At 73.7% G+C, this 24,743-nt stretch carries 19 protein-coding genes; 11 read left to right on the forward strand and 8 right to left on the reverse strand.

The window, feature by feature from the left end; all coding sequences use genetic code 11:
- Positions 1 to 48: 48 nt before the first annotated feature.
- The 4 genes from ACIRO3_RS35830 to ACIRO3_RS35845 all read left to right on the forward strand — a co-directional run bounded on the left by ACIRO3_RS35830 (position 49) and on the right by ACIRO3_RS35845 (position 7,518).
- Entirely contained in the window at positions 49 to 1,599 is a 1,551-nt protein-coding gene (locus tag ACIRO3_RS35830; RefSeq protein WP_404143835.1) for a hypothetical protein, read from the forward strand.
- The gene (locus tag ACIRO3_RS35835; RefSeq protein ID WP_404143836.1) at positions 1,596 to 1,868 is read left to right on the forward strand and encodes a hypothetical protein; all 273 of its coding nucleotides are present in this window, start codon (positions 1,596 to 1,598) and stop codon (positions 1,866 to 1,868) included. Before ACIRO3_RS35830 ends, ACIRO3_RS35835 begins: the two co-directional genes overlap by 4 nt.
- Positions 1,865 to 2,761 (forward strand): hypothetical protein, encoded by an 897-nt coding sequence (locus tag ACIRO3_RS35840; protein ID WP_361779225.1) that lies wholly within the window; start codon positions 1,865 to 1,867, stop codon positions 2,759 to 2,761. The genes ACIRO3_RS35835 and ACIRO3_RS35840 overlap by 4 nt, the downstream gene beginning before the upstream one ends.
- A 71-nt stretch (positions 2,762 to 2,832) precedes the next feature.
- Complete coding sequence (locus ACIRO3_RS35845; protein ID WP_404143839.1) at positions 2,833 to 7,518, forward strand: hypothetical protein; 4,686 nt, start codon at positions 2,833 to 2,835, stop codon at positions 7,516 to 7,518.
- Positions 7,519 to 7,556: 38 nt separating this feature from the next.
- Here ACIRO3_RS35845 and ACIRO3_RS35850 read toward each other — a convergent pair whose 3' ends face one another.
- Complete coding sequence (locus ACIRO3_RS35850) at positions 7,557 to 7,985, reverse strand: hypothetical protein (RefSeq protein ID WP_404143841.1); 429 nt, start codon at positions 7,983 to 7,985, stop codon at positions 7,557 to 7,559.
- A gap of 409 nt (positions 7,986 to 8,394) precedes the next feature.
- Here ACIRO3_RS35850 and ACIRO3_RS35855 point away from each other — a divergent pair, with 409 nt between their 5' ends.
- Genes ACIRO3_RS35855 through ACIRO3_RS35870 form a run of 4 tightly spaced genes read left to right on the forward strand, consistent with a single transcriptional unit; the run spans position 8,395 to position 12,799 of the window.
- Entirely contained in the window at positions 8,395 to 11,313 is a 2,919-nt protein-coding gene (locus ACIRO3_RS35855; protein WP_404143842.1) for a nitrate- and nitrite sensing domain-containing protein, read from the forward strand.
- A complete protein-coding gene (locus ACIRO3_RS35860; RefSeq protein ID WP_361779236.1) occupies positions 11,310 to 11,747 on the forward strand; it encodes a roadblock/LC7 domain-containing protein in 438 nt (145 codons plus the stop codon). The genes ACIRO3_RS35855 and ACIRO3_RS35860 overlap by 4 nt, the downstream gene beginning before the upstream one ends.
- Before the next feature lie 10 nt (positions 11,748 to 11,757).
- Positions 11,758 to 12,192, forward strand: coding sequence for a DUF742 domain-containing protein (locus tag ACIRO3_RS35865; protein WP_361779239.1), 435 nt, complete (start codon positions 11,758 to 11,760; stop codon positions 12,190 to 12,192).
- Positions 12,173 to 12,799, forward strand: a complete 627-nt coding sequence (locus ACIRO3_RS35870; protein ID WP_361779242.1) for an ATP/GTP-binding protein — start codon at positions 12,173 to 12,175, stop codon at positions 12,797 to 12,799. The genes ACIRO3_RS35865 and ACIRO3_RS35870 overlap by 20 nt, the downstream gene beginning before the upstream one ends.
- A 237-nt stretch (positions 12,800 to 13,036) precedes the next feature.
- Here ACIRO3_RS35870 and ACIRO3_RS35875 read toward each other — a convergent pair whose 3' ends face one another.
- The 4 genes from ACIRO3_RS35875 to ACIRO3_RS35890 all read right to left on the reverse strand — a co-directional run bounded on the left by ACIRO3_RS35875 (position 13,037) and on the right by ACIRO3_RS35890 (position 15,841).
- A complete protein-coding gene (locus tag ACIRO3_RS35875) occupies positions 13,037 to 14,227 on the reverse strand; it encodes a lipid-transfer protein (protein WP_404143844.1) in 1,191 nt (396 codons plus the stop codon).
- On the reverse strand, positions 14,224 to 14,679 hold the full coding sequence (locus ACIRO3_RS35880; RefSeq protein WP_404143845.1) for a Zn-ribbon domain-containing OB-fold protein: 456 nt from the start codon (positions 14,677 to 14,679) through the stop codon (positions 14,224 to 14,226). The genes ACIRO3_RS35875 and ACIRO3_RS35880 overlap by 4 nt, the downstream gene beginning before the upstream one ends.
- 63 nt (positions 14,680 to 14,742) lie before the next feature.
- Positions 14,743 to 15,081, reverse strand: coding sequence for an Mpo1-like protein (locus tag ACIRO3_RS35885; protein WP_404143847.1), 339 nt, complete (start codon positions 15,079 to 15,081; stop codon positions 14,743 to 14,745).
- Between the two features lie 13 nt (positions 15,082 to 15,094).
- Positions 15,095 to 15,841, reverse strand: coding sequence for a M15 family metallopeptidase (locus ACIRO3_RS35890; protein WP_404143848.1), 747 nt, complete (start codon positions 15,839 to 15,841; stop codon positions 15,095 to 15,097).
- Positions 15,842 to 15,864: 23 nt separating this feature from the next.
- Here ACIRO3_RS35890 and ACIRO3_RS35895 point away from each other — a divergent pair, with 23 nt between their 5' ends.
- Positions 15,865 to 16,374: an NUDIX domain-containing protein gene (locus ACIRO3_RS35895; RefSeq protein ID WP_404143850.1), complete on the forward strand. Its 510-nt coding sequence runs from the start codon at positions 15,865 to 15,867 to the stop codon at positions 16,372 to 16,374.
- Here the strand turns inward: ACIRO3_RS35895 and ACIRO3_RS35900 are convergent.
- Positions 16,365 to 18,749, reverse strand: a complete 2,385-nt coding sequence (locus tag ACIRO3_RS35900; protein ID WP_404143852.1) for a TIM-barrel domain-containing protein — start codon at positions 18,747 to 18,749, stop codon at positions 16,365 to 16,367. The genes ACIRO3_RS35895 and ACIRO3_RS35900 overlap by 10 nt on opposite strands.
- A 221-nt stretch (positions 18,750 to 18,970) precedes the next feature.
- Between ACIRO3_RS35900 and ACIRO3_RS35905 the strand changes: the two genes are divergently transcribed.
- Both ACIRO3_RS35905 and ACIRO3_RS35910 read left to right on the forward strand, forming a co-directional pair.
- Entirely contained in the window at positions 18,971 to 20,947 is a 1,977-nt protein-coding gene (locus tag ACIRO3_RS35905; protein ID WP_404143854.1) for an acetoacetate--CoA ligase, read from the forward strand.
- Between the two features lie 58 nt (positions 20,948 to 21,005).
- Positions 21,006 to 21,926 (forward strand): hypothetical protein, encoded by a 921-nt coding sequence (locus ACIRO3_RS35910; RefSeq protein ID WP_404143856.1) that lies wholly within the window; start codon positions 21,006 to 21,008, stop codon positions 21,924 to 21,926.
- An 85-nt stretch (positions 21,927 to 22,011) separates the two neighbouring features.
- On the opposite strand, the gene ptsP is transcribed toward ACIRO3_RS35910, so the two are convergent.
- Both ptsP and ACIRO3_RS35920 read right to left on the reverse strand, forming a co-directional pair.
- Entirely contained in the window at positions 22,012 to 23,682 is a 1,671-nt protein-coding gene (gene ptsP, locus ACIRO3_RS35915) for a phosphoenolpyruvate--protein phosphotransferase (protein WP_361779264.1), read from the reverse strand.
- Positions 23,683 to 23,755: 73 nt separating this feature from the next.
- Positions 23,756 to 24,205: a PTS glucose transporter subunit IIA gene (locus tag ACIRO3_RS35920; RefSeq protein WP_366001239.1), complete on the reverse strand. Its 450-nt coding sequence runs from the start codon at positions 24,203 to 24,205 to the stop codon at positions 23,756 to 23,758.
- Between the last annotated feature and the right edge of the window lie 538 nt (positions 24,206 to 24,743).

Below are 24,743 nucleotides of genomic sequence, written 5' to 3' on the forward strand. Positions count from 1 at the left end.
CGTAGAACAGCGTCCGCTCCGAACGGCCGGGGACGATCCGGCCGAACCATGCCGTTTGGGATGTTGTCCGTGTCAGCGCCTAGTCTTTCCGTCGTGACTCTCCCTGCCCCGGCGAAGACCCTTCCGTCCCCGGCGCCGGGCCCGGCCGCCGACGAGGGCCTGGCCCGGCGGCTGCGCGCCCTCGCCTGCACCGCCCCGCTCCACGACCTCGACGTGCGCAAGGCCAATCTGGCCGGCGAGTACGGGGTCTACGCCATGGCCGAGGTCGCCCTGTCCGCGATCGACCTGGTCACGCTCAACATGGACTTCGACACCGGCGCGGACCACGAGCAGATAGTGGCCAGGCTGCTGCCGCGCGTCGCGGCACAGGCGCCCGCCCGGCCGGTCGCCGAGCACGAGCGGGTGGCCCGCTGGGTCCTGGAGAACCTGATCAACGTCGGCAGCGTGGACCGGGGCTTCCGCGCGATCTACGGCACCTTCGGCCCGGACGGCGTGTACGTCCGCCGCGACTACGACTTCAAGCTGATCGAAGAGGTCCCCGGCCACGGCGGAGCCGTCTACCTGCGCACCACCGACGAGGCCGTCAACGTCCTCGTCGGAGCCCTCGACACCGACGTCACGAGCGCGCAGATCGCCGCCGAGGTCAAGCTGGAGGTGCTGATCAGCCGGGGCCGCCTCGCGGACGCCCAACTGGCCGCCGAACAGGCGCGCTACCGCACCGTCCAGTACGCCGAGACCCTGCGCCGCACCCTGGACGCCACGCGCCGCAACGTACGCGCCGTGGACTGGTTGGAGGCCGTCCCGGACATGATCGCCGAAGCGCTGGAGCACGTGGCCGACCGCTACCGGCACGAGAACGCGATCCTGACCAACATCCGCAAGGCCCGCGACGAGGCCGAGGACCCCGACAACAAGCGGCGCGCCGCCGAACTCGTCGACATCGTCAAGGACTGCATCCGCCGCCACACCCAGCTCCAGTCCCGACTGCTCGACGCCGGCCCCCTCTTCCGCGCCGAACAGGACCGCCAGGCCTTCGCCGCCCCCGCGCCGCGCACCGGCATCGACCTGTACGGACAACTCGTCTCCCCGGTCCTGCCGCTGCCGCTGGAACAGGCCACCCGTGTCACCGACGCCTTCTTCGCGGCGGGCACCGGACTGCGCACCCCCGTCTCGGTCCGGCTGACGGACCTGGTCGAGATCCTGCTGACCCCGCCCCTGGAACGCGAACACCTCGGCGTGGAGATGCCCGAACCGGACCTGATCGCCACCCCCGACGACAGCCGGTTCAGCGAGGAGCAACTGGCCGCCGCCATGAAGCTGCTGGACCTGCCGCACGACGCCCCGCGCCGGCTCTCCGGACTGCTCGCCGAGGCCCGCCGCGAGGACCCCGACCTGCCGTACCTGGTGGCGCTGCTCGCCGTCCACGCCGCGAGCCCCGCCGTGGGCACGGCCTACCGGCAGGGCGAGGAGCGCCTGCTGTTCGCCGTCGACGACGGCGCCGAGCTCGACGACCCGGAGTTCGGCGGCGCCGACCTGATCGTCGGCACCGCGCTCCTGGACTCCGCGGCGATGACCGCGGACCGCACGGAGGCGGCATGAGGCCCACCGGCATCACCACCACCGGCATCACCACGACCGGCGTCACCGCCGCCGGCGTCACCGCCACCGGTGCGACCACGACCGGTGCGGCCACGGCCGGGGCGCCCGTCACACAGGCACGGGCCGACCACCGCCCGGACGGCCCGCGGCCCCCGGCGCACGCACTCCCGCGGCGCCGCCGCCCCGCCTCCCGGCCCGGCGCCGACCCGGCCCGCGCACCCCGAGACCACCACCACCCGTACCGCATTGCCGAGGAGCCGCACCCGTGAGCGAGACCCACGCCGAGCACCCCGCGTGGAGCGAGCCCGACGCGGCGTCGGCTCCGACCGGGACCACCACCCCCGTGACCCCGGCGGACGCCGCCGACGCGGCGCGCCTCGTCGCGTTCGGACTCCAGCCCAAGCTGCTGCCCGCCCGCGACGCCGAGTACGCCGAACTGCTGCGCCGCTACCGCGAGGAGCCCGCCTTCGGCCGCCTCGCCGACGCCGTCGCCACCGGACTCGGCCTGATCGTGCTGGAGGTCTCCCCGCGCGCCGGCATGGCCGTGGCCGCCGGCGAGGACTCCGTCTTCGCCGTCCGGATGGGCGACTACGCCCGCCGCACCACCGCCGACGGCGGCGACCGCTTCCTGCACGGCCTCGCCCACCTGGCCGTCGCCGCCCTCGCCTTCCCGCGCCCCGAGGACCTCGCCGACGACGGCTACATCGGCCGGATCACCGTCAACGGCGTCGACGCCTTCGTCCGGCAGACCTGCCGCCGCCTCGAAGAGCGCGCCGGGGAACTCGGCGAGAACACCGACCCCGCCTCCGACGCCCCCGGCCTGGAGGCCGCCTGGCGGGTCTACGCCCGCCGCTCCGCCACCGGTGCCACCAAGGACGCGCGCCGGCTCGCCGGCTCCACCACCGGCATCGTCGGCAAGGCCGCCGCCTTCCTCACCGAGTCCGGCTTCCTCCAGCGCACCGGGGACGACTCCGGCGGCACCTACCGCACCACCCCCCGCTACCAGCTCCAGGTCCGCGACATGGCGGGCAGTTCGGCCATGGCCGAACTGCTGGAACTCGGCGTGATCCGCGTCAGCGACGGCTCCGCCACCCTGCTGCCGCCGCCCGAGGGCGACGACCTGGAGCTCGCCGCCGACGCCGGGCTCCCCTTCCACGCCTGAGCCACCGCGCCACCCGACCCGTACGACCCGTCCGCCGTACGACCCACGAGAGACCACGAGAGTCCGCCGCCATGTACGAGCTGTCCCGGATCCGCCTCTACTCCATCGGGCCCGCCGGCGCGCGCTACGCCGACACCGTGCTCGACCTGCGCGGAGTCGGCGAACCGGTGCCCCACCCGGCGCCCACCCAGGCGGAGTTCTTCGAGGACGAGCCCACCGGACCGCCCCGGCGCCCGGCGCCCGCGGGCGTGCTCTTCCTGGAGAACGGCGGCGGCAAGTCCGTCCTCCTCAAGCTGATCTTCTCGGTGATGCTCCCCGGCCACCGCAACACCCTCGGCGGCGCCAGCTCGGGCGTCCTGCGCAAGTTCCTGCTCGCCGACGACTGCGGCCACGTCGCCCTGGAATGGCAGCACACCCAGACCGGCGAGTGCGTGGTCGTCGGCAAGGTCAGCGAATGGCGCGGCCGCCAGGTCTCCAACGACCCCCGCAAGTTCGCCGAGGCCTGGTACTCCTTCCGCCCCGGCCCCGGACTCGGCCTCGACAACCTCCCCGTCGCCGAGGCCACCGCCGTCCGACCGCCCGCGGAGGGCGCGTCCGGCGCCCAGGGCCGCCGCCGCACGATGAAGGGCTTCCGCGACGCCCTCACCGAGGCCGGCAAGGCGTACCCGCACCTGGAGGTGTACTGGGAGGAGATCCACGACCGCTGGAACGAACACCTCACCGAGGTCGGGCTCGACCCCGAACTGTTCCGCTACCAGCGCGAGATGAACGCCGACGAGGGCGAGGCCGCCGGCCTCTTCGCCGTCAAGAAGGACTCCGACTTCACCGACCTGCTGCTGCGCGCCGTCACCGACACCCGCGACACCGACGGCCTCGCCGACCTCGTCCACGGCTTCGGCAACAAACTCGGCCGTCGCGCCGAACTCATGGCGGAACGCGAGTTCACCGCCGGCTCCGTGGACCTCCTGCACCGCATCGTCGAAGCCGCCGGAACCCGCTCCCGGCTGCGCGACGTCCACGCCGGCGCCGAACGCCGCACGCGCACCCTCGCCCGGCGGCTGTCCGCCCGCGCCGTCGAGGAACGGGGCCGCGCCGCCGACCTCGCCCAACGGGTCACCGCCGCCGCCCACGAGGTCACCGGCGCCGAGACCGCCCGCGCCCGCAGCGCAGCCGTGTCCGCCGAACTCGCCTACCGGCACGCCTCGCTGGCCCTCACCGTCGCCGACAAGGCGGCCGCCGCCCAACGCCGCGAACTCCTCGAAGCGCGCACCCTGCACTCCGCCTGGCAGGCCGCCGAGATCGTGCTGCGCCACCGGGCCGCCGCCGACCGCTCCGCCCGCGTCGCCGCCGCGATCCTCGAAGCCGAGCGCGACGCCGCCCCGGCCCTGGCCGCCCGCGCCACCGCCGCCGCCGATCTCGTACGGGCCCTGCACACCGCCGCCGAACACGGCGAGACCCTCGCCAACGAGGAGGAGGAACGGTCCGCGGAACTCCAGGCCGTCGGCGAGAGCGCCCACCGCGACGCCACCTCCGCCGCCACCTCCGCCCAACGCGCCCGCAGCGAGGCCGAGCACCTGCGGGCCCGCCTCGACGAGGTCCGACAGGAGACCGCCGAGGCCGTCAGCGCCGGCTGGCTCGACGACTGCGAACCCGACGCCGACCCCGCCCGCGCCGCCCTCGCCGCCAACGACGCCGAGAAGACCGCCGTCGCGGCCTGGGACGAGGCCCGCGAAGCCGCCCGCGGCGCCGCCGAGACCGCCCGCGAGGCCGCCACGGCGGAATCCCGCGCCGAACTCACCGCCGCCCGCGCGGCCGACGCCGCCGACGCCGCCGAATCCGCCCACGAGGCCGAGGCCCGCGCCGCCGCCTCGCTCGCCGAAGCCCCGCGCCTGGCCGCCCTCCTGGGCCTCCCGGCCGCCCCCGACGCCACCGTCCCGCACCCGCGCGGCGACGACGGCACCCCGAACGGCGCCCCCGCGCCCCCCGAGCAGGGCTCGGACGCCTCCGACGGCCCCGCGGCGCACGGCGGCCTCACCGTCGAAGACCTCGACCGGGGCGCCGACGACCTCCGCACCCTGCTCACCGACGGGGTGGCCGCCGCCGAACGGCAACTCTTCGAGCTGCGCACCGCCGCCGCCGACGACGCCCGCATCCTCGGCGCCCTCGGCGACGGCGGACTCCTGCCCCCCGGACCCGACGTCCTCGCCACCGTCGAGTACCTCGGCGAACACGGCATCCCCGCCCTTCCCGGCTGGCGCTACCTCGCCCAGTCCGTGGACCCCGCCGACCACGCCGCCGTCCTCGCCGCCCGCCCCGAACTCGTCGACGGCGTCGTCATCACCGACCCCGACACCCACGCCCGCGCCCGCGAGGCCCTGTCCGGCGCCGCGCTGCTGCCCCGCTCCACCGTCGCGGTCGGCACCGCCGCCGCCCTGCTGGCGCCGCTGCCCCCGACCGAAGCCGACGGCGACGTCAGCGGCATCTTCATCGTGGCGCCGAACCCCGCCATGCACGACGAGCAGGCCGCCGACGCGGAACGCCAAGCCCTGCGCGGCCGCGCCACCGCCCGCGACACCGAGATCCGGGACCTGGCCGCCCGGCTCTCCGGCGACCGCGAACTCGCCGCCCGACTCGCCTCCTGGCGCACCGGTTGCCCGCCGGGCCGCCTCACCGAACTCGCCCGGCACGCCGAGGCCGCCCGCGCCTTCGCCGAGGAGGCCGACGCCGAACTGGCCGAGGCCCGCACCGTACGGGCCGAGGCGGACGAGGCCGCCGCCGACGCCGCCCGCGTCCGCGAGGAACGCCAGGACACCGCCCAGCGCGCCCGCCGCGTCGCCGACGCCCTCGCCGGCCTCGCCCACCGCCTGCGCGAGCGCGCCGGCTGGCAGGCCAGGCTGCGCGAACTCGCCGACGAGGCGGCCGAGTCCGAGGCCCGCGCCGAGGTCTGCCTGGACCGGGCCCGCGCCGCCGACGAGGACCGCCGGGCCGCCCAGCGCGCCGCCGACGACGCCCGCCGCACCTCCCGCGCACTGCGGGCCGAGCGCTCCGAGATCGCCGGCGCCCCCGAGCCGCTCCCGGTGGACGACGGCTCCGCCAAGGCCCCGCTGCCCGACCTGCGCGAGGCCTACCGGGCCGCCTCGCAGCTCTACGAGAAGGTCGGCGTCGGCGCCGACCTGCGCGCCGAACAGGCCCGCGCCGAGAACGCCGAGAGCACCGCCCTCGCCGAACTCGACCGCCTCACCAACAAGGTCCGCACCCGCGCCGCCCAACTCCTCGAAGGCACCGACGGGGCCGACGGCCCGTCCCGGCAGGCCGCCGCCGCCCGCGCCGAATCCCTCGTACAGATGCTGGAGACCCGCGCCTCGACCGCGAGCGAGCAGCTCGGTCGACTGCGCGGCGAAGCCGAACGGCACGCGCCCGCCGAGGGCGAGGCGCACACCGAACTCCCCGAGGACCTCGTCCCCGAGAACGTGGAACAGGCCCAGGGCCTGCTGCGCGCCGCCACCGCCCGCCTCGCCGCCCACACCGCCGCCGTGGAGAGCGCCCGGGCCGCCCACGCCGACCTGCTGCGCGCCCACCGCACCGCCGAGGACGGCGCCGGCGGCTTCGACGAGACCGCGGCCCTGCTCCGGGACCTGCTGCGCGACCACACCCACCAGGAGGACGAGCAGGAGCCGGCGCCCCATCCCGGAACCCTGGAGGAGGCCCGCCAGTCGGCCACCGAGGCACGCCGTTCCCTGCGCGCCTGCGCCGCCGACCTCTCCGCCGCGGAATCGGCCGTGCGCGAGGCGAGCGACATCCTCGTCCGGCACGCCAACGCCAACCGCTACGAGCAGGTCCGCACCCCCGCCCGCCAGCAGATCCGCGAACTCCCCGCCTCCGCCCTGCCCGAGCACGCCGCCGCCTGGGCCACCGCCTTCGCGCCCCGACTGCGCGTGCTCACCGACGAGTTGGAACAGCTGGAACGTAATCGCGGCAGCATCGTCGACCGGCTGCGCGGCCTGGTGGAGTCCGCCCTGGCCACCCTGCGCTCCGCCCAGCGGCTCTCCCAACTGCCCGAGGGCCTGGGGGAGTGGTCGGGGCAGGAGTTCCTGCGCATCCGTTTCGAGGAGCCCGACCAGGCCACGCTCACCGAGCGGCTGGGCGAGGTCATCGACGAGGCCACCCGCGCGGCCGTCAAGAAGAACAGCGCGGCCTCCTTCGGCGAGGGCCGGCGCGACGGCATGTCGCTGCTGCTGCGCGGAGTGCAGGCCGCCCTGGAACCCAAGGGCATCGCGGTCGAGATCCTCAAGCCGGACGCGGTGCTGCGCGCCGAGCGCGTCCCGGTCGGCCAGATGGGCGACGTGTTCTCCGGCGGGCAACTGCTCACCGCCGCCATCGCCCTGTATTGCACGATGGCGGCACTGCGCAGCAACGACCGGGGCCGCGACAAGCACCGCCACGCGGGCACGTTGTTCCTCGACAACCCGATCGGCCGCGCGAACGCCACCTACCTGCTGGAACTCCAGCGGGCCGTCTCCGACGCGCTCGGCGTCCAACTCCTCTACACCACGGGCCTGTTCGACACCACGGCGCTCGCGGAGTTCCCCTTGGTCATCCGGCTGCGCAACGACGCGGACCTGCGCGCGGGCCTGAAGTACATCAGCGTCGAGGAGCACCTGCGTCCGGGCCTGCCCCACCAGTCGCCCGACGAGGAGACGATCCACGGCGAGATCACGGCCACCCGCATGTACCGCCGTTCCGCGGTGGGCGCCTGACCGCACCCGGCCTGGCGCATCCCGCTCCCCGGCCCGGACTATCCCCGGCCGGGGGCGGGGTGGCGTATGCGGTGGGCGGGGCGGCCGGTCGGCGGCCCGGCGCCGGCCTCCCCGCGGGCCCGCAGCCGCTCCCGGCGCCCGTCGCGCGCGGTGCTGCCGGGCGCCGAGACGACCCCGTACCGCTGGTTCCACGTCTGTCGCGTGATCAGCACGTCCAGTACGCCCCACGTGGCCACGACCGTGCCGGCTATCGCCCCGAGCGCCATCGGCAGCACCAGCCAGGACCCGGTCAGCGCGAGGAAGAAGGTGATCGTGGACTGAATCAGAGTGACCGAGACGATCAGCGCCGCCCGCACCGCGGACGCCCGCACCGGATCGGGCAACCGGTACCGCCTGGCCGGTTCCTCGATCCACAGCCCGTGCCCGAGCCCCTCCGCCACCGCGCCGTCCTCTTCGTACATCCTCATGTCCGCTCACTCCCCACGACGCCGTCCGCCATGCGTGCCCGACGATGACGATTCGAACGTCTCCACCAAAGTGTCCCCAAAACGTCCCCTCGCACAGACAGACGTCCAGGACGGCCCGGAGATTCCCGCATCGCGGACTTCTCCCGAACAGCCGATCGGCACGGAACAAAGAATTCCAGCCAACCGCTTACTTGCGGGAACTGACGCCCCACCAGGTGCCATGTGCCGCATATCGGGCCGGACGTGACCGGATCAATCGGACAACTCATGATCTTCGTCAGGGGTGTCGGCCGAAAACGTCCGGACAGGCCTTCGAAGGCGCCCGGTGGCAGTAGTAGGCTCACGCCGTTTAAAAGACGGAACACCTACCCCCGGCAACGGGGTTGAGCTGGGGGAGGCTGGGGAGGCCATGCGCTTTCGCGGGAAGTCCATCCGCCGGAAGATCGTGGCGTTGCTCCTTGTGCCGCTCGTCTCCCTGACCGCCCTCTGGGGCTTCTCGACGGTCATCACCGGTCGTCAGGCCGTCCAACTCCTCGACGTCGCCTACGTCATCGAGAAGGTCGGCTACCCCGTCGAGGACGTCGTCCGGGTCATCCAGAAGGAACGCCGCCAGACCCTCGTCCTCATCGGCGACCCGCGTGCCTCGGCCGCCACCGCCGAGCTGACCCGCAGCCGCGGCGCCACCGACGCCGCCGTCCGGACCATCACCGAGAACGCCAAGGACCCGGAGGTGATGGACGAACTCGCCCCCGAGACCGCCCAACGCCTGCGTTCCATCCTCGAAGCCTTCCGCGGCATCGAGGCGCTGCGCCGGTCCGTCGACCGCAACAGCCTCGACACGAACCAGGCCCTGGAGCTCTACAGCCGCCTCGTCGACCCCTGCCACGAGTTCCTCATGAATCTCCACGCCCTGGAGAACGTGGAGATGGACAAGCAGGGCCGCGCCCTCGTCGGCATCACCCGGGCCCGCGAGACGCTCTCCCGCGAGGACGCCGTCGTCGCCGCCGCCCTGGCCGCCAAGGTCGTCAGCCCCCTCGACGTGCGCGGCGTGTCGGACCTCGCCGCCAACCGCGCGCTGCTCTACGAGTTCAACCTCGCCATCCTCCCGGCCGACGACCGCACCCTCTTCGAGCACTACTGGAGCGGCCCCGAGACCAAGGCCCTGCGCGACGCCGAGGAACGGTTCATCACCGACGGCGCCCGCCGCAACCCGCGCGCGTTCACCGCCGCCCAGTGGGACGAGGCCGCCGGCAAGGTCCTCGACAGACTCGCCACGATGGGCACCGAGGCCGGGGACCGCTACCAGCGGCGGGTCGAACCCGCCGCCATGACCGTCCTCGTCCAGGCCGCCGTCGCCGGCATCCTCGGCTTCATCGCCCTGCTCGTCTCCCTCGTCCTGTCCGTACGCATCGGCCGTGACCTGATCCGCGACTTGTCCCGGCTCCGCAAGGACGCCCACGAGGCCTCCGGCGTCCGCCTCCCCGGCGTCATGCGTCGGCTCGCCGCCGGCGAACACGTGGACGTGGAGACGGAAGCCCCCCGGCTGGAGTTCGAGAAGGACGAGGTCGGCCAGGTCGCCCTCGCCCTCAACAGCCTCCAGCGCGCCGCCGTGGAGGCGGCCGTCAAGCAGGCGGAACTGCGCCGGGGCGTGTCCGAGGTCTTCGTCAACCTCGCCCGCCGCAACCAGGTCCTGCTGCACCGCCAACTGACCCTCCTCGACACCATGGAACGGCGCACCGAGGACACCGAGGAACTCGCGGACCTCTTCCGCCTCGACCACATGACGACCCGCATGCGCCGCCACGCGGAGGGACTGGTGATCCTCTCCGGCGCCGCCCCCTCCCGCCAGTGGCGCAAGCCGGTCCAGCTGATGGACGTCGTACGCGCCGCCGTCGCGGAGGTCGAGGACTACGAGCGCATCGAGGTCCGACGCCTGCCGCGCATCGGCATCGAAGGCCCCGCCGTCGCCGACGTCACCCACCTCGTCGCGGAACTCCTGGAGAACGCCACCGTGTTCTCGCCGCCGCACACCGCGGTCCAGGTGCACGGCGAACGCGTCGCCAACGGCTTCACCCTGGAGATCCACGACCGCGGCCTCGGCATGAACCCGGAAGCGCTCCTCGACGCCAACCTCCGGCTCGCCGAGACCCCCGAGTTCGAACTGTCCGACACCGACCGGCTGGGCCTGTTCGTCGTCAGCCGGCTCGCCCGCCGCCACGGCATCCGGGTCGTCCTCCAACACAGCCCGTACGGAGGCACCACCGCGGTCGTCTTCCTCCCGGTGGAACTCCTCACCGAGGCCCCCGACACCAACGGCGCCGGCATCCGCCTCGACGGACTCAAGCCCGCCGCCGCCGCGAAGGTCGGCAAGGGCGCGGGCCGGCCGGGATCCACCGCCATCGAGGGGGCGCCGGCCGGCCGGCCGCTGCCCCCGGGCGTCCTGAACGGCCCGGTCGAGCTGGAGAGCCCCCTCGGTCTCCTCGGGCTGGACGGCATCGACGAACCGACCGCCCCCGACGAGGTCACCGCCGGGATCGCCGGCCTGACCGGAGTCGGCGGCCGGCCCCCGATGGCCACGCTCGACGACGAGACCCCGCCCGGCGGCATACCGCGCAGCGCCCTGCTGGGCCTGCGCCCCGCCGGCCGCCCGAACACCGACCGGCTCGCGGAGCGCGGCGCGGCCTGGAAGGGCGACCGGATCGCCGACCGCGGCACGGACCGCCACCGGGACCTCAACCGCGAACACGGCGGCGACGGCGAACGCGAGCCGTTGGCCCCGACCGGCCCCGTACGGCCCGCGCGCCCGCGCCTGGACCCCGTGTCCACGGCCCGCCCGGACGCCCCGCGCGGCTCGGGCACGGCGCCCCTGCCCCGCCGTCGTCCCGCCCCGACCCTGGTGGCGGAGCACGGCCGCCGCGTGGAACCCCGCCAGACACCCCCGCTCTCCCCGGTCGGCAAGGCCGGACCACTCCAGCACGAGACGACCCCCCGACCCGAGACCCCCCGACCCGAGGCGTCCGGATCCCCGCAGGCCTCCGGGGCCGCCCGGGTCCCCAGGCCGGCCCAGGCCCCCGCCGGCCTGCCCCGCCGGGTCCGCCAGGCGAACCTGGCGCCCCAGCTCAAGAACTCCCCGGCCGCCGCCCCGGCCGACACCGCCGCCGAACCGGTCGAGGACCGCGACGCGGAGGACGTACGCACCCGCATGTCCGCCCTCCAGCGCGGCTGGACCGCGGGACGCAATCAGCACGCATCGCAGCAGTCCGCGGCCGCGGCGGGCACCCCCGCCGCCGCGGATCCCGGATACGAGAACGAAGGGGACGGTCGATGACCGCACCGCAGACCGGCAACGACACCAGGGGCCGCGGCTCCGGCCCGCTCAACTGGCTCCTCGACGAGCTGGTCGACAAGGTCGCCAGCATCCGCAAGGCGGTGGTCCTCTCCGGTGACGGCCTGCCCACCGGCAGCTCCAAGGACCTGACGCGCGAGGACAGCGAGCACCTGGCCGCCGTGGCGTCCGGCTTCCACAGCCTGGCCAAGGGCGTCGGCCGACACTTCGACTCCGGCCGGGTCCGTCAGACCGTGGTCGAGCTCGACGAGGCCTTCCTGTTCGTCATGGCCGCGGGCGACGGCAGCTGCCTGGCGGTGCTCGCCGACGCCGAGTCCGACGTCGGCCAGGTCGCGTACGAGATGACCCTGATGGTCAAGCGCGTAGGCGACCACCTGGCGACCGCCCCGCGCACCGGGCTGCCAGCCGGAGGGTGAGTCGGACGGCATGAGCGATTCAGGTCAGGACCACCCCGCCGTCCCCGGCAGCCCCGAGACGGCGCCCGGGCCCACGCACTGGTTCGACGACGACGCGGGCCCGGTCGTCCGTCCGTACGCGATGACCCGCGGCCGGACCAGCCACTCGGGCCAACACCGCCTCGACCTGATCGCGCTCGTCGTCGCCGAATCGGCGGCCGACGATCCGGTCTGGGACGTGACCCTGTCCCCGGAACACGCCCACATCCTCGGGCTCTGCCGGGGACGCCCCCAGTCGGTGGCGGAACTCGCCGCCGAGCTGGACCTGGCGATCGGGGTCGTCCGCGTCCTGATCGGCGATCTCGTGGACGACGAACTGGTCCACGTGACCCGGCCGGTACCCCCGGCCGAACTGCCCGACGAATCCATTCTGCGTGAGGTGATCAATGGCCTTCGGGCGCTCTAGCCGCACCGGCGCGATGCATGCCGTATCGCCGGTCGAGCCGCTGACCTTGAAGATCCTGGTCGCGGGCGGCTTCGGGGTGGGCAAGACCACCCTGGTCAGTGCGGTGAGTGAGATCAGACCGCTGCGGACGGAGGAGCAACTCTCCGAACCCGGCATCGGCGTCGACGACATCGGGGGAGTGGAGGGCAAGACAACCACCACCGTGGCCATGGACTTCGGCCGCATCACGCTGCGCGAGGACCTGGTGCTCTACCTGTTCGGCACGCCCGGACAGGATCGCTTCTGGTTCCTCTGGGACGAGTTGGCCCAAGGGTCCCTGGGCGCGGTCGTCCTCGCCGACACCCGCCGGCTCGCCGACTGCTTCGCCGCCGTCGACTACTTCGAGCGGCGCGGCATTCCCTTCGTGGTCGCGGTCAACTGCTTCGACGGCGCCGACCGGCATCCGGTCGTGATCGTCCGGGACGCCCTCGACCTCGACGCCGGGGTGCCGGTGCTGTTGTGCGACGCCCGCGACCGCGAGTCCGTCAAGGACGTGCTGGTGGGGGTCGTGGAGCACGCCATGTCGCTGGCCCGGGCCCGCCGCCGGATGACGAGGGCCGGCGCCTGAACGATCGGCCCGCGATCGGACCGGGACCGCCCCGGTTCGGCCCGACGACCGGATCGGGAAGCCCCCCGCGCTCTGCCCGCGCATGGAGGCGGCCCGTACCCCCGCCGACTGGGGTACGGGCCGCAGCTCTCATGGGGGGTCACGGGATCCCGGTCGCGGCGCGGGACCGTGCAGCGAGTGTGAACCCGCCACCAGGGGTCGTCAAGCCCCCGGACCGCGGTCGTCGCCGTACTCGGATCACCGCACGACGACGACGGCCGATCCGTGCCCGAACAGCCCCTGGTTCGCGGTCATCCCGGCCCGCGCGCCCGGTACCTGTCGCTCCCCGGCCGTGCCCCGCAACTGCCAGGTCAGCTCGCACACCTGGGCTATGGCCTGCGCCGGCACCGCCTCCCCGAAGGACGCCAGGCCGCCACTGGTGTTGACCGGCACCCGGCCCCCGAGCGCGGTCGCCCCCTCCCGGACGAGCTTGGCGCCCTCGCCCTCACCGCAGAGGCCGATGTCCTCGTACCACTCCAACTCCAGTGCCGTGGACAGGTCGTACACCTCCGCGAGCGACAGGTCGTCGGGTCCCAGCCCGGCCTCCTCGTAGGCGGCCCGGGCGATGGACGCCCGGAAGGACCCGGGCGCCGGCCGCACGGCGGTCATCGAATCGGTGGCGATGTCCGGCAGGTCGAGGACGGTACGCGGATACGTGGGCGTCACCGTGGACACCGCCCGGATCCGCACCGGGTCGGTGACCCCGCGCGAGCGGGCGTAGTCCATGCTGCTCAGCACCAGGGCGGCGCCCCCGTCCGAGGTGGCGCAGATGTCCAGCAGCCGCAGCGGGTCGGCGACGATCGCGGAGGCGGCCACCTCCTCGGCGGTCACGGTCTTGCGGTAGCGGGCGTGCGGGTTGAGCGCGCCGGCCGCCGCGTTCTTCACCTTGACCCGCGCGAAGTCCTCGCCGGTGTCCCCGTACAGGGCCATCCGCCTGCGGGCGTACAGCGCGAAGTAGGCCGGGTTCGTGGCACCCAGCACCCGGAAGCGCAACCAGTCCGGATCGTCCGGCCGGTTCCCGCCGGCAGGGGCGAAGAACCCCTTGGGGGCGGCGTCCGCGCCCACCACCAGCACCACGTCGGCCAACCCGGCCAGGATCTGCGCCCGCGCCGCGCCGATGGCCTGCGCGCCGGAGGCGCAGGCCGCGTACACGCTGGTGACGCGGGCGCCCTGCCAGCCGAGCGCCTGCGCGAAGGTCGCGCCGGCCACGTAGCCGGGATAGCCGGAGCGCACGGTGTCGGCCCCGACGATCGACCGCACGTCGGTCCAGTCCAGCCGTGCGTCGGCCAGCGCCGATCGGGCGGCGATCCGGCCGTACTCGACGAACCCCCGACCCCACTTGCCCCACGGATGCATCCCGGCCCCGAGGACGGCCACGTCGGCGCTCACGCGCGCGCCTTCGCCGGCCGGAACCGCCACGTGGTCCAGACGGTCTCGGCGTCCTCGTTCAGCACCCCGCCGACCACCTCGACCTCCATCCCGACCGCCAGGTCCGCGACGCCCACCCCGGGCGCCGCCTGCCCGAGGACGACCATCCCCTCGGCCTCCAGCTCGACCGCTACCAGGGTGTACGGCTCCCAGGGCTCGGCGGGATCGGACACGTAGGGCGCGGGCGGCCGGTACCGCCCGTCCGTGTAGGACCAGACCCGCCCGCGCGGGGACAGCGGCACCTCCACGAGCTTCCCGTCACCCGGGCAGTGCGGGTTGCGGCAGCAGGAGTCCTCGCGCGGGAAGAACACGGCGGTGCAGGCGGAACACCGGGTACCGAGCAGCCGGAAGTCGCCGGCCGCCTCCGTCCCGGTGAACCATCCGCTCACGACGGGTGTGCGTGTGCGTTCCAAGGCCCCTCCCCGAATCGACTTCTGACGCATCGTCAGAAAGTCTCGCACGGGGCCGGCCCCCGGTCACCGGTTCTCGGCGAGCCACTTTCGGGCGATCTCGTCCAGCTCCGCGTCCCGCCCGGCCAGCATCATCCGGATCATCCGCGCGTCCCCGCGCAGCGACCAGCCCGGATGCCCGAAGGTGGCCGGGTTGTTCCCCTCGATGAGGAAGTGCGCCGGCCAGGCCGTCCCGTAACCGATCAGCGGCAGAGCGGCCAGGAGGCGCCGGCGGCCGCGCGCCACCCCGTACACGGACAGGGCGAGCCCGCCGAGCGTCCCCGTGAGGTGCACCCAGCGGGTCGCGGCCTTCGAGTGCATGGCGACGTAGTAGGGCCAGAACTCCTCGTACGAACCGAAAGTCATGCGGGCACCGTACTCAGGGCCGCACCGCCGCGACAGAGACCGGGAAGTCGAAGTACCGGTCGGGGAAGACCTCCGGCCGGTACGTGAAGTGCCACCACTCCTGCGGAAGGTTCACGAAACCCTGCTCGGCCAGCGCCCGCCCCAGCACCTCCCGGTTCTCCCGCGCCGCCCCGACCACCCGCGGATCATCGGTGTGGGAGAGCGGATCGAAGAAGTCGAACGGCGTCCCCATGTCCACCGGCCCCCCGCCCGGCACCCGCACCAGCGTCAGGTCCACCGTGCTCCCGCGACTGTGCCCCGACCTCGGGGCCACGTAGCCCTCCGGGATCAGCCGGGACTTGTCCACCCGCGGATAGAACTCCTCCTTCGTCGACTGGTCCCGCTCGTCCCCCGCCCACCGCACGAACCGGTCCACGGCCCGCTGCGGCCGGTAACAGTCGTACACGCGCAGCGACAGCCCCCCGCTCAACAGCCGCACCTGCGCCCGCCGCAAGGCCTCGGCGGCCGGACGGGCCAGCAGGCAGACGGGTTCCTCGTACCCCTCGACGGGCCGGCCCGTGAAGTTCCGCGCGGACGCGTACCGCACGTCCTGGCCGATCGTCGGATCCACCTCCGCCAGCGCCACGAACCCCGCCGGCGCGACCTCCCGCGCCACGAACCCCGCCGGCGCGACCTCCCGCGCCACGGACCCCGGCGGCGGGGGACCCGTCAGACCCGTCACCAGCGCACCCATCAGGGCCACAACCACGGTCGTCTTCATGCGCCTTGGCATACCATCGCCGGATGCCGGTACAGCCGAGGGACTCGCACTGCTCCACCTGCGGAGCACTGTTCGACACGACCGCCTGGCCCCGCACGTGCACCACGTGCGGCGCCACCGCCTACCGCAACCCCCTCCCGGTGGCCGTCACCCTCCTCCCCGTCGAGGACGCGCACGGCGCCGGCCTCGTCGTCATCACCCGCACCATCGAGCCGGCCCTGGGCGGTGTCGCCCTCCCCGGCGGCTTCATCGACTTCGGCGAGGACTGGCGGGAGGCGGTGGTCCGCGAACTGCGCGAGGAGACCGGCATCGAGGCCGACGCCCGCGAGGTCACCCTGGCCGACGCCAAAAGCTCCCCGGCGGGCCACCTGCTCCTCTTCGGCCTGCTGCCCCGCCGCCCGGCCGCCGACCTCCCGAGGTCCGTCGCCACCGCCGAGACCACCGGCTGGCACCTGCTGCGCGAAGCGACCGACCTGGCGTTCCCCCTGCACACCGAGGCGGCGGCCGCCTGGTTCGCGGGCTCCTACGCCTGACGCCCCGGCGACCGGCCACCAAGACCCCGCACCACGACCCCCTCCACCACCTCCCCGGCCACGTCCTCCACCACCACCGACTCCCCGACCCACCGCACGGAGTACCGCTCCACCACACCCGGCTCGAACCCCGGCCCCGGCTCCCGGATCACCACCCCGCCACCCGTGCGCCCCCGCGCCGGAGCCCACACCTCCAAGGCCACCGACCCGTCCCCGCCCCGCACCGGCACCACCGAGCCCGCCCGCGCCAGCACCGGCGTCCGACCCGGCGGAGCCTCCAACAGCACCTGCCCGGGCCCCTCGTACACGACCTCCGTCACCGTGTCGTACCAGCGCCCGCGCGGCAGCCGCACCGCCCGCCGGTCCGCCCCGCACTCCAACACCGGCGCCACCAGCAGCGCGTCCCCCAGCAGGAACGCGTCCTCGCAGTCCCGCAGCACCCGGTCCTCCGGCGCCCCCCACCACAACGGCCGCGCGTACGGAGCGCCCGTGCGCCGCGCCAGGTGGGCCAGCGTCACCAGGTAGGGCCGCAGTCGCTCCCGCTCCGCCAGCACCCCCCGGGCGTGCTCGGCCACCTCCGGCCCGAACTCCCACGGCTCCCGCCGCCCCGCCCAGATCGCCGAATGGGTCCGGAACAACGGCAGGTACGCCCCCAATTGCAACCACCGCAGGTACAGCTCGGGCGAGGGCGAACCGCCGAAACCGCCCACGTCCGGCCCCGAGTACGGCACCCCGCACAACCCGAGCCCCAACACCAGCGCCAGCGAGGCCCGCAGCCCCTCCCAACCGCTCTCCACGTCCCCGGACCACGTGCCCCCGTACCGCTGCATCCCCACCCACCCCGAACGGGAGAAGAGGAACGGCCGCTCCTCGGGCCGCAGCCGCACCAACCCCTCCCACCCGGCCCGCGCCATCCCCAGCGCGTACACGTTGTGGGCGGCCCGGTGATCCCCGCCGGCCCCCTCCAGGGAGTGCCGCGCCGACCTCGGCAGGGTCGCGTCCCCGAACGGGGCGAACGACACCGGCTCGTTCATGTCGTGCCACACCCCGGCGAAGCCCTGCTTCAGCCGCTCCTCGTACAACCCGCCCCACCAGTCGCGCACCGCCGGATCGGTGAAGTCCGGGTACACGCACTCGCCCGGCCACACCTCACCCCGGACCTCCTCGCCCGCCGCGTCCCGCACGAAGGCGCCGCGCGGCCCCACCTCCCGACCCGCGTCGTGCAGCGCGTCGCCCGCCTTCACCGCCGGGTCGACGATCGACACCAACCGCACCCCCTGGTCCGACAACTCCCGCGCCAGACCCGACAGGTCCGGGAACCGCTCCCGGTCCACCGTGAACACCCGGTGCCCGTCGTAGTGGTCGATGTCAAGGTGCACCGCCGACAGCGGCAGCCCCCGCGACACGTACCCCGCCACCACCCGCCGCACCTCCGCCGCGCTCCCGAACCCCCACCGCGCGTGCTGGTAGCCCAGCGCCCACTCCGGCGGCACCGCCGGCGACCCCGTCAGCCCCGCCCAGCCCTGCGCCACCCGGGCCGGCGTCCCCACCAACACCCAGCAGCGCAACGGCCCGCCCTCCAGCCGCAGTTCACTCGTCCCGGGTCGGTCCGCCCCCGACCCGGCCCCCTCCTGGCCCTCGCGCAGCAGCACCCGCCCGTCCCACGTGTTGTCGTGGAACGCCAGATGCGTGCCCGCGTCCGCCACCACCCACTGCACCGGCATGGTGATGTACAGCGGATCGTCACCCGGCCCGAACCCGCCCTTCGGATCGGTGTTCCACAGCCGGTACGAGCCGTCCCGCAGCCGCGGTCCGCCCGCCCGGCCCCCCAGCCCGAAGAACCGGGCATCCGCCGGCACCTCCGCCCGCACCAGCCACCGCGCCCCGCCGCCCCCCTCGCCCGGGGACCCCTCCACCGGTTCCCACCAGCGCGGCGGCAGCTCCCGCCGCAACACCGCCCCGCCCGGCGTGCGCACCTCCACCGCCCCGAGCCGGGACACCGCCACCGTCACCCGCTCCGACACCACCCGCCAGCCACCCCCGGTGTCCGGCTCCAGCACCGCCCGGGGATCGGGCTCCGGCCCGCCGCCCACCACCGCGTGCGACGGAGCCGGCTCCGCCCCGTCCCAGCCCCAGAACACCGCCCCGCCCACGGTCACCCGTACCAGCAGCTCCGAGCGCGCGAACCGCAGCACACCCCCGCCCGGCCGGGGCTCCGTACCCGTCAGCGACCCCGGCACCCGCGCCCGCTCCGCGCCCCGGCGCGGCAGCCCCACCGCGTCCGCGCGCCGGTGGCGCAACGCCGAACGCCAGGCGCGCCTCCCGCCCGCCGTACCGATCTCCATCACCGCACGCACCAGATCACGACCGTCCATGCCGCTCACCCTGCCACCGGCCCCCGACCGCGCGGGCGGCGTTCAGCCGCCGTTCACCCGCCGGCGGGGCGAGGAGGGGGAACAACGCGCCGCCCATGACGACCCTGGTGCTGATGTCGATCACATGGCATGGTCCCTGTGAGCCGCCGCGCGCGCACCGAACGCGCGACGGCACCCACGCACACGAAGCGCGAGCCACAGACTTGACCGGGAGCCGACCCATGACCTCAGCCACCCCGCCGGAACCCCTCTGGTCCCCGAGCCCCGACCGGATCGCCGCGGCCAGGATCACCGCCTTCCAGGCCTGGGCCGCCGAGCGCTTCGGAGCCCCCGCGGACGGCGGCTACCCGGCCCTGCACAGCTGGTCCGTCGACGCGCTCGACACCTTCTGGCAGGCCGTCGCCGAATGGTTCGACGTACGGTTCACCACCCCGTACACCTCCGTGCTGGCCGACCGCTCCATGCCCGGCGCCCGCTGGTTCACCGGCTCCACCCTCAACTACGCCGAGCACGCCCTGCGCGCCGGCGAGGACCCGGCCCGCGCCGACGAACCCGCCCTGATCAGCGTCGACGAGACCCACGAACCCACCCCCGTCACCTGGGCCGAGCTCCGCCGGCAGGTCGGCTCGCTCGCCGCCGAACTGCGCGCCGCGGGCGTACGCCCCGGCGACCGCGTCAGCGGCTACCTCCCCAACATCCCCGAGGCCGTCGTCGCCTTCCTCGCCACGGCCTCCGTCGGCGGGGTCTGGACCTCCTGCGCCCCCGACTTCGGCGCCCGCAGCGTCCTGGACCGCTTCCAGCAGGTCGAACCCGTCGTCCTGTTCACCGTCGACGGCTACCGCTACGGCGGCAAGGAGCACGACCGGCGCGACACCGTCGCCGAGCTGCGCGCCGAGCTCCCCTCCCTGCGCGCCGTCGTGCACATCCCGCTGCTCGGCACCCCCGCCCCCGAAGGCACCCGCGCCTGGGCCGACCTCACCGCGGCCGACACCGAGCCCGTCTTCGAGGCGGTCCCCTTCGACCACCCGCTGTGGGTCCTCTACTCCTCCGGCACGACCGGCCTGCCCAAGGCCATCGTCCAGTCCCAGGGCGGCATCCTCCTCGAGCACCTGAAGCAGATCGGCCTGCACTGCGAGCTCGGGCCCGAGGACCGGTTCTTCTGGTACACCTCCACCGGCTGGATGATGTGGAACTTCCTCGTCTCCGGCCTGCTCACCGGAACCACGGTCGTCCTCTACGACGGCAGCCCCGGTTTCCCGGACACCGGTGCCCAATGGCGGATCGCGGAGCGGACCCGGGCCACGCTGTACGGGACCTCCGCCGCGTACGTGATGGCCTGCCGCAAGGCGGACGTCCATCCCTCCCGCGACTTCGACCTCTCCTCCGTGAAGGCCGTGGCCACCACCGGCTCCCCGCTCCCGCCCGACGGCTTCCGCTGGCTGCACGACGAGGTGGCCGACGACCTCTGGATCGTCTCCGTCAGCGGCGGCACCGACGTGTGCAGCTGCTTCGCCGGCGGGGTCGCCACCCTGCCCGTCTACATCGGCGAACTCCAGGCGCCCGGCCTCGGCACCGACCTGCAGGCCTGGGACCCGGCCGGCAAGCCGGTCGTCGGCGAGGTCGGCGAGCTCGTCGTCACCAACCCGATGCCCTCCATGCCGATCCACTTCTGGAACGACCCCGACGGCAGCCGCTACCGCGAGAGCTACTTCGAGATGTTCCCCGGCGTCTGGCGCCACGGGGACTGGATCACCCTCACCGACCGCGGATCGGTGATCATCCACGGCCGTTCCGACTCCACCCTGAACCGGCAGGGCGTCCGCATGGGTTCCGCCGACATCTACGAGGCCGTCGAACGCCTTCCGGAGATCAAGGAATCCCTGGTCATCGGCCTGGAGGAACCGAACGGCGGCTACTGGATGCCGTTGTTCGTCCACCTCGCGCCCGGCGCCACCCTCGACGACGCCCTGCGGGACCGCATCAAGGCGACGATCCGCGCGGAACTCTCCCCGCGCCACGTCCCCGACGAGATCATCGAGGTCCCGGCGGTCCCGCACACCCTCACGGGCAAGCGCATCGAGGTCCCGGTCAAGCGCCTCCTCCAAGGCGCACCCATGGCCAAGGCCGTCAACATCGGCTCGGTCGACCGCCCGGAACTCCTCGACTTCTACGCGGAGCTGGCCCGCACCCGACAGTGACTGTCAGTGGTCATGGTTACGGTGAGTGAGCGAACCGTCGCATCACTCAGGGGGAGCCATGCCACCGAAGAACACCCGCTCGAACGACACACCCGGGGCCAGGCGCCGCCGCGTCCTGCGCCGCACGCTGCGTCGCGAAGTCCCCGGCACGGTCGGCCTCCTGGCCGACGCCGGGGACTTCGCGGCCATGCGCGGCTACCGCAGCTTCACCTTCGACGACCACCAGGACTACCTCCGCCACGTGGACGCCCTGCTCCGCTCCCTCGCGGCCCAGGGCATCCACACCACGGTCGCCCTCTTCGATCCCGAGGAGTACGCCGACTACTGCGCGGACCACGGCCTGGATCCGGACACCGCCGACACCCGGACCCGCTTCACCGCCGGACTCGCCGGCAGCGGCGCGGGCCTGCCATACCAGGGCCAACCCATCGACGAACTGGTCCCCCTCCTCCTCGACGAGGCCGTCCGACAGGCCACCTGGGAGTACGCCGGCACCCTCCTCGCCGAGGCCGGCACCTGCGCGGACTGCGGCGAGGACATCGGCCGGGCCTCCTTCGAACGGGCCGCCGACGCGGTGAAACGCCTGGTCGACGGAGCCGGCCCCGGCCACCACCACCTCGTGTGCAGCATTCCCACCGACACGGAGCAACTCGTCGCCGTGCTGCACGCGGACACCACTGCCGACCAGGACCGCCCACCCCGGATCGAGGGCCGCGAAGGCCTCGACTTCATGACCGTCCTGGCCGCCGGCATCGCCTTGGGCGGAGCCGGCGGCCTGGTCCTGCGCAGCACCACCGAGGAGTCCCGCGACCGCGTCCACGGCTGGCGCCTGGACCGGGGCCGGCTGGTCCCCCTCTCCGCGGCGGCCGTGTTCAACGCCTACTGCACCGACGCCGACACCGGCGACCCGGTGGCCCCCGAACCGGGCGTCGAGTACTGCCCCGGCTACGAGGTGGACGATCCCGGCCCCCACCACTGACCCGAACGAACGGGGCAACCGCCGCGTAACGACCGAGGGGCCCTCGCCACCGGCGAAGGCCCCTCCATCGAACGACGTGCCCCGACTACTCGCCGGACAGCACCGCCTGCGCGGCCGCACGGGCCTCCTCGGCGGTGTCCGTGGCACGCGCGGCCGCGGCCGCGCGCTCGCACTGCGCGAGCGTGTGCTTGGCGAGCGTCGCCCGCACATAGGGAATCGAAGCGGCACCCATGGAAAGAGAGGTGACACCCAGACCCGTCAGCACACAGGCGAGCAGCGGGTCCGAGGCGGCCTCGCCACAGACGCCACAGCTCTTGCCCTCGGCCTTGGCGGCATCGGCCGACATGGCGATCAGGTCGAGCAGCGCGGGCTGCCACGGGTCCTGCAGCCGCGACACGGCCCCGACCTGACGGTCGGCGGCGAAGGCGTACTGAGCCAGGTCGTTCGTGCCCAGCGACAGGAACTCGACCTCCTGGAGGATCGAGCGCGCCCGCAGCGCGGCGGAGGGGATCTCCACCATCGCGCCGAACTTCGCCTGCAGACCGGCCTCGCGGCACGCGTCCGCGAACGCCTTGGCGTCGATCCGGTCGGCCACCATCGGGGCCATGACCTCAAGGTAGACCGGCAGCCCGGCGGAGGCCTTCGCCAGCGCGGTGAGCTGCGTGCGCAGCACGTCCGGGTGGTCCAGCAGCGACCGCAGCCCCCGCACACCCAGCGCCGGGTTCGGCTCGTCCCCCGGAGTCAGGAAGTCCAACGGCTTGTCCGCGCCGGCGTCCAGCACACGGACGACGACCCGCCCCTCGGGGAAGGCCTCCAACACCTTGCGGTACGACTCGACCTGCTTCTCCTCGGACGGCGCCTTCTTGCTGTCGTCCAGGAACAGGAACTCGGTGCGGAACAGGCCCACACCCTCGGCGCCCGCCTCGACGGCCGCCGGCACGTCCGCCGGCCCACCGACGTTGGCCAGCAGCGGCACCTTGTGACCGTCGGAGGTGGCGCCCGGTCCGGAGGAAGCGGCGAGAGCCGCCTTGCGCTCGGCGGCCGCGGCCTCCAGCTCGGCACGCTTCTCGGCCGACGGGTCCACGAACAGGTCACCCGTGCTGCCGTCGACGGCGATCAGGGTGCCCTCGGCGATCTCACCGGCACCCGGCAGCGCCACGATCGCCGGTACGCCCAGGGCCCGCGCGAGGATGGCGCTGTGGCTGGTCGGCCCGCCCTCCTCGGTGACGAACCCGAGGACCAGCGCCGGGTCGAGCAGCGCGGTGTCGGCGGGAGCGAGGTCCCGGGCGATGAGCACGTACGGCTCGTCGCTGTCGGGCACGCCCGGCATCGGTACGCCGAGCAGGCGCGCCACGATGCGGTTGCGCACGTCGTCCAGGTCGGCCACGCGCCCGGCCATGTACTCGCCGGCCCCCGCGAGCAGGTCGCGGTAGGAGGCGAACGCGTCGTAGATACCGCGCTCGGCCGTGCTGCCGACGGCGATCCGCCGGTCGACGTCTGCCATGAGCTCGGGGTCCGTCGCGATCATCGCCTGGGCCTCCAGCACGTGCTGGGCCTCGCCGCCGGCCAACTGGCCGCGCGCGACGAGGTCGGCCGAAACAGCCTCCACGGCCTGACGGGCGCGCCCCTGTTCGCGCTCTGCCTCATCCGCGGTGATCTGCTTGGCCGGGGGTTCCAGAACCGCCGTGCCCATGTGCCGGACCTCGCCGATCGCCACACCGTGGCTCACGCCGACGCCTCGCAGCGTTGTCTCCATTTCACCCGTCTCCGATTGAGCGACGGCCCCGCCGCCGCGATGAATGTCCGACCCACGTGTGGAGGCGGACACGTCACTGCCAGCTGAAGAGAACGTCATCGGTCTTGACGTCACCGTCGTCGATGACGTCGGAGAGCGAGTCCGGCGTCGCCTCCAGTGCCACGACGGGGCAGACCGGGGACTTGCCGGCGGCCTCGACCGCGGCGGGGTTCCAGCGAATGACGGCCTGGCCGCGCGTCACGGTGTCGCCCTTGTTCACGAGCAGCTCGAAGCCTTCGCCGTTGAGCTGAACGGTGTCGATGCCGAGGTGCACCAGCACCCCGTGGCCTTCGCCGTCGACGACCACGTACGCGTGCGGGTGCAGGGAGACGACCACACCGTCTACGGGGGCCACCGCCTCCGAGGGCTCGCGCACGGGGTCAATAGCGGTGCCCGGTCCCACCATCGCGCCGGAGAACACCGGATCGGGCACTGCCGCGAGTCCGATGGCGCGCCCGGCAAGTGGGGACGTCACGCTGGTCATGGGGGGCCTCCCAGGGGTGGGGCTTCTTCTTGTCGCCGTCACAACCTGTCCTGGACGGCATACTTTGAGAAGGGTAAGTCATGAGATGTCCCGGTTCCGCATGAAGCGCACCCCTCAAACAGGGCTGCGACGTGCGGCCGCGACACCAACGTAGTGGACTAGACCATACGCCTGAATCGATTTGCCTGGGCACTGGCCGACCTGTACTGTCGTGACTCCCGCCGGGACGCACCGCGTGAACATCTCGCGAACTGCTGATGGACGGGAACCCCCTCTCCAGTATTGATCTTCATCCTCTGCCTTTCCGTGTGCCTTTTGGCAGAACGGCGAGTGGTCGGAGTGGTGAAAATCCACTGGTAGAGTCGGACTCGCCGAAAAGGGAAAACGCGAAAGCGGCCCCCTGGAAGGCAAAAGCAAAACCCGCTTCGACCGGGAATCGGACCCGAAAGAGTCTGATAGAGTCGGAAACGAAGGAAGCGCCCGGAGGGCCTGGAAACAGGAACGAAGGAAGCGTCCGTTCCTTGAGAACTCAACAGCG

The organism is Streptomyces sp. NPDC102278 (assembly GCF_044766345.1).
In the GTDB taxonomy this organism is placed as follows: Bacteria; Actinomycetota; Actinomycetes; order Streptomycetales; family Streptomycetaceae; genus Streptomyces.

What these genes read in the sequence shown, in the direction of transcription:
- ACIRO3_RS35830 (WP_404143835.1), top strand. Translation starts at nt 49, where the DNA reads ATGCCGTTTGGGATGTTGTCCGTGTCAGCGCCTAGTCTTTCCGTCGTG.
- ACIRO3_RS35835 (WP_404143836.1), top strand. Translation starts at nt 1,596, where the DNA reads ATGAGGCCCACCGGCATCACCACCACCGGCATCACCACGACCGGCGTC.
- ACIRO3_RS35845 (WP_404143839.1), top strand. Translation starts at nt 2,833, where the DNA reads ATGTACGAGCTGTCCCGGATCCGCCTCTACTCCATCGGGCCCGCCGGC.
- ACIRO3_RS35850 (WP_404143841.1), bottom strand. Translation starts at nt 7,985, where the DNA reads ATGAGGATGTACGAAGAGGACGGCGCGGTGGCGGAGGGGCTCGGGCAC.
- ACIRO3_RS35855 (WP_404143842.1), top strand. Translation starts at nt 8,395, where the DNA reads ATGCGCTTTCGCGGGAAGTCCATCCGCCGGAAGATCGTGGCGTTGCTC.
- ACIRO3_RS35860 (WP_361779236.1), top strand. Translation starts at nt 11,310, where the DNA reads ATGACCGCACCGCAGACCGGCAACGACACCAGGGGCCGCGGCTCCGGC.
- ACIRO3_RS35865 (WP_361779239.1), top strand. Translation starts at nt 11,758, where the DNA reads ATGAGCGATTCAGGTCAGGACCACCCCGCCGTCCCCGGCAGCCCCGAG.
- ACIRO3_RS35870 (WP_361779242.1), top strand. Translation starts at nt 12,173, where the DNA reads ATGGCCTTCGGGCGCTCTAGCCGCACCGGCGCGATGCATGCCGTATCG.
- ACIRO3_RS35885 (WP_404143847.1), bottom strand. Translation starts at nt 15,081, where the DNA reads ATGACTTTCGGTTCGTACGAGGAGTTCTGGCCCTACTACGTCGCCATG.
- ACIRO3_RS35890 (WP_404143848.1), bottom strand. Translation starts at nt 15,841, where the DNA reads ATGAAGACGACCGTGGTTGTGGCCCTGATGGGTGCGCTGGTGACGGGT.
- ACIRO3_RS35895 (WP_404143850.1), top strand. Translation starts at nt 15,865, where the DNA reads ATGCCGGTACAGCCGAGGGACTCGCACTGCTCCACCTGCGGAGCACTG.
- ACIRO3_RS35900 (WP_404143852.1), bottom strand. Translation starts at nt 18,749, where the DNA reads ATGGACGGTCGTGATCTGGTGCGTGCGGTGATGGAGATCGGTACGGCG.
- ACIRO3_RS35905 (WP_404143854.1), top strand. Translation starts at nt 18,971, where the DNA reads ATGACCTCAGCCACCCCGCCGGAACCCCTCTGGTCCCCGAGCCCCGAC.
- ACIRO3_RS35910 (WP_404143856.1), top strand. Translation starts at nt 21,006, where the DNA reads ATGCCACCGAAGAACACCCGCTCGAACGACACACCCGGGGCCAGGCGC.
- ptsP (WP_361779264.1), bottom strand. Translation starts at nt 23,682, where the DNA reads ATGGAGACAACGCTGCGAGGCGTCGGCGTGAGCCACGGTGTGGCGATC.
- ACIRO3_RS35920 (WP_366001239.1), bottom strand. Translation starts at nt 24,205, where the DNA reads ATGACCAGCGTGACGTCCCCACTTGCCGGGCGCGCCATCGGACTCGCG.